This window comes from Stenotrophomonas sp. P5_A9 (assembly GCF_056400525.1).
The window spans coordinates 2501-6232 of record NZ_JBFULC010000111.1; the positions used below are offsets into that span (position 1 = coordinate 2501).

The 3732-nt window shown below is 53.4% G+C and carries 1 tRNA gene and 3 rRNA genes (1 of these 4 running past the window's edge); all 4 read left to right on the forward strand.

The annotated features are described in order from the left end of the window. A tRNA-Ile gene (locus AC1DR7_RS19805) sits at positions 1–64 on the forward strand (it extends 13 nt beyond the left edge of the window). A 228-nt stretch (positions 65–292) separates the two neighbouring features. Continuing rightward, positions 293–3173, forward strand: a 23S ribosomal RNA gene (locus AC1DR7_RS19810). A 169-nt stretch (positions 3174–3342) separates the two neighbouring features. Continuing rightward, positions 3343–3457 (forward strand): 5S ribosomal RNA (rrf, locus tag AC1DR7_RS19815). 131 nt (positions 3458–3588) lie between these two features. Further along, positions 3589–3703: ribosomal RNA gene (gene rrf, locus AC1DR7_RS19820) — 5S ribosomal RNA — on the forward strand. Positions 3704–3732: the final 29 nt, after the last annotated feature.

Here is a 3732-nt window from a genome sequence, read left to right on the forward strand (position 1 = left end):
AGGTGGTTAGAGCGCACCCCTGATAAGGGTGAGGTCGGTAGTTCGAGTCTACCCAGACCCACCACTCTGAATGACTAGCGCATACAAAGAATTTATTACGCATCGGCATTGTGGCCGGTACGTGTTCTTTTAAAACTTGTGACGTAGCGAGCGTTTGAGATTCTATCTTGACGTGTCGTGAGGCTAAGGCGGAAGACTTAAATGTCTTCTTATTAATTGAGTCGTTATATTTCGTATCTGGGTTTTGTACCCCCAGGTCATATATGTAACCCAAGGCAACTTGAGGTTATATGGTCAAGCGAATAAGCGCACACGGTGGATGCCTTGGCGGTCAGAGGCGATGAAGGACGTGGCAGCCTGCGAAAAGTATCGGGGAGCTGGCAACAAGCTTTGATCCGGTAATGTCCGAATGGGGAAACCCACCCGCTTGCGGGTATCCTGCAGTGAATACATAGCTGCTGGAAGCGAACCTGGTGAACTGAAATATCTAAGTAACCAGAGGAAAAGAAATCAACCGAGATTCCCTGAGTAGCGACGAGCGAACGGGGACTAGCCCTTAAGCTGGAATGGTTCTAGAAAAACAGCCTGGAACGGCTGGCCATAGAAGGTGATAGCCCTGTATTTAAAAGGGCCACTCCAGTGAAGACGAGTAGGGCGGGGCACGTGAAACCCTGTCTGAACATGGGGGGACCATCCTCCAAGGCTAAATACTACTGACCGACCGATAGTGAACCAGTACCGTGAGGGAAAGGCGAAAAGAACCCCGGAGAGGGGAGTGAAATAGATCCTGAAACCGTGTGCGTACAAGCAGTAGGAGCCTCGCAAGGGGTGACTGCGTACCTTTTGTATAATGGGTCAGCGACTTACTGTTCGTGGCAAGCTTAACCGTATAGGGGAGGCGAAGGGAAACCGAGTCTGATAAGGGCGCATAGTCGCGGGCAGTAGACCCGAAACCGGGTGATCTAGTCATGGCCAGGGTGAAGGTGCCGTAACAGGTACTGGAGGCCCGAACCCACGTCTGTTGCAAAAGACGGGGATGAGCTGTGATTAGGAGTGAAAAGCTAATCGAACCCGGAGATAGCTGGTTCTCCTCGAAAGCTATTTAGGTAGCGCCTCATATGTATCCTCTCGGGGGTAGAGCACTGTTATGGCTAGGGGGTCATCGCGACTTACCAAACCATTGCAAACTCCGAATACCGAGACGGACTGTATGGGAGACACACGGCGGGTGCTAACGTCCGTCGTGAAAAGGGAAACAACCCAGACCCACAGCTAAGGTCCCAAATTCACTGCTAAGTGGAAAACCATGTGGAAAGGCACAGACAGCCAGGAGGTTGGCTTAGAAGCAGCCACCCTTTAAAGAAAGCGTAATAGCTCACTGGTCGAGTCGGTCTGCGGGGAAGATTTAACGGGGCTAAGCAGTGAACCGAAGCTTGGGGTGTGCATATTTATATGTACGCGGTAGAGGAGCGTTCCGTAAGCCGTTGAAGGTGGATTGAGAAGTCTGCTGGAGGTATCGGAAGTGCGAATGCTGACATGAGTAACGATAATGCGGGTGAAAAACCCGCACGCCGAAAGCCCAAGGTTTCCTTGCGCAACGTTAATCGGCGCAGGGTGAGTCGGCCCCTAAGGCGAGGACGAAAGTCGTAGTCGATGGGAAGCAGGTTAATATTCCTGCACCTCGCGTAAGTGCGATGGAGGGACGGAGAAGGTTAGGTGTACCCGGCGTTGGTTGTCCGGGGGAAAGGAGGTAGGTTTGAATCTTTGGCAAATCCGGGATTCTTCAAGACCGAGCACCGAGACGAGCCTTTAAGGCGAAGTCACTGATACCACGCTTCCAGGAAAAGCTCCTAAGCTTCAGCTTACGCAGACCGTACCGTAAACCGACACAGGTGGGTAGGATGAGAATTCTCAGGCGCTTGAGAGAACTCGGGTGAAGGAACTAGGCAACATGGCACCGTAACTTCGGGAGAAGGTGCGCCCTTTTTGGTGGCTCATGCGAGCTATAGCTGAAGAGGGCCGCAGAAACCAGGCCGCTGCGACTGTTTATCAAAAACACAGCACTCTGCAAACACGAAAGTGGACGTATAGGGTGTGACGCCTGCCCGGTGCTGGAAGGTTAATTGATGGGGTCAGCCGCAAGGCGAAGCTCTTGATCGAAGCCCCAGTAAACGGCGGCCGTAACTATAACGGTCCTAAGGTAGCGAAATTCCTTGTCGGGTAAGTTCCGACCTGCACGAATGGCGTAACGACAGCGGCGCTGTCTCCACCCGAGACTCAGTGAAATTGAAATCGCTGTGAAGATGCAGCGTTCCCGTGGCAAGACGGAAAGACCCCGTGAACCTTTACTATAGCTTTACACTGAACGTTGAGTTCGTCTGTGTAGGATAGGTGGGAGGCTATGAAACTGTGGCGCTAGCTGCAGTGGAGCCATCCTTGAAATACCACCCTGTCGTGCTTGACGTTCTAACCTAGGTCCATAATCTGGATCGGGGACCGTGTATGGTGGGTAGTTTGACTGGGGCGGTCTCCTCCTAAAGAGTAACGGAGGAGCTCGAAGGTACGCTCAGCGCGGTCGGACATCGCGCACTGTGTGCAAAGGCATAAGCGTGCTTGACTGCAAGATCGACGGATCAAGCAGGTAGGAAACTAGGACTTAGTGATCCGGTGGTTCTGTATGGAAGGGCCATCGCTCAACGGATAAAAGGTACTCCGGGGATAACAGGCTGATACCGCCCAAGAGTTCATATCGACGGCGGTGTTTGGCACCTCGATGTCGGCTCATCACATCCTGGGGCTGTAGTCGGTCCCAAGGGTATGGCTGTTCGCCATTTAAAGTGGTACGCGAGCTGGGTTCAGAACGTCGTGAGACAGTTCGGTCCCTATCTGCCATGGGCGTTGGAGATTTGAGAGGGGCTGCTCCTAGTACGAGAGGACCGGAGTGGACGAACCTCTGGTGTTCCGGTTGTCACGCCAGTGGCATTGCCGGGTAGCTATGTTCGGAAGCGATAACCGCTGAAAGCATCTAAGCGGGAAGCGCGCCTCAAGATGAGATCTCCCGGGGCACAAGCCCCCTGAAGGAACCATATAGACTATGTGGTTGATAGGTCAGGTGTGTAAGTACAGCAATGTATTGAGCTAACTGATACTAATGATCCGTGTGGCTTGACCATATAACCTCAAGTTGCCTTGGCCGACATGACATGTCGATAGATCCCAAGTGCACGCTACGTCACAAGACCAAACGAGAGGCAGGCGCTCAGGCGCGTCTCTTTGTAAAGCCGGCACAYCCGTGCCCGCTCCCTGCAAAGACACGACCTGCGGCGACACTCCAAAAGCCTCCCTGGTGAAATTAGCGCTGTGGAACCACCCGATCCCATCCCGAACTCGGAAGTGAAACGCAGCTGCGCCGATGGTAGTGTGGCTCAAGCCATGCGAGAGTAGGTCATCGCCAGGGTTTATACCCAAAAACCCCGCTGCTCATGCAGCGGGGTTTTTCTTTTTTTGCAGGCACCCGGTTTTCGAAGGTGCTTGTTTCTCGGAAGAGACCCATGCCGAGCCGGCGCAATGCGCTGCTCCAACCGTCTCCCTGGTGAAATTAGCGCTGTGGAACCACCCGATCCCATCCCGAACTCGGAAGTGAAACGCAGCTGCGCCGATGGTAGTGTGGCTCAAGCCATGCGAGAGTAGGTCATCGCCAGGGTTTATACCCAAAAACCCCGCTGCTCATGC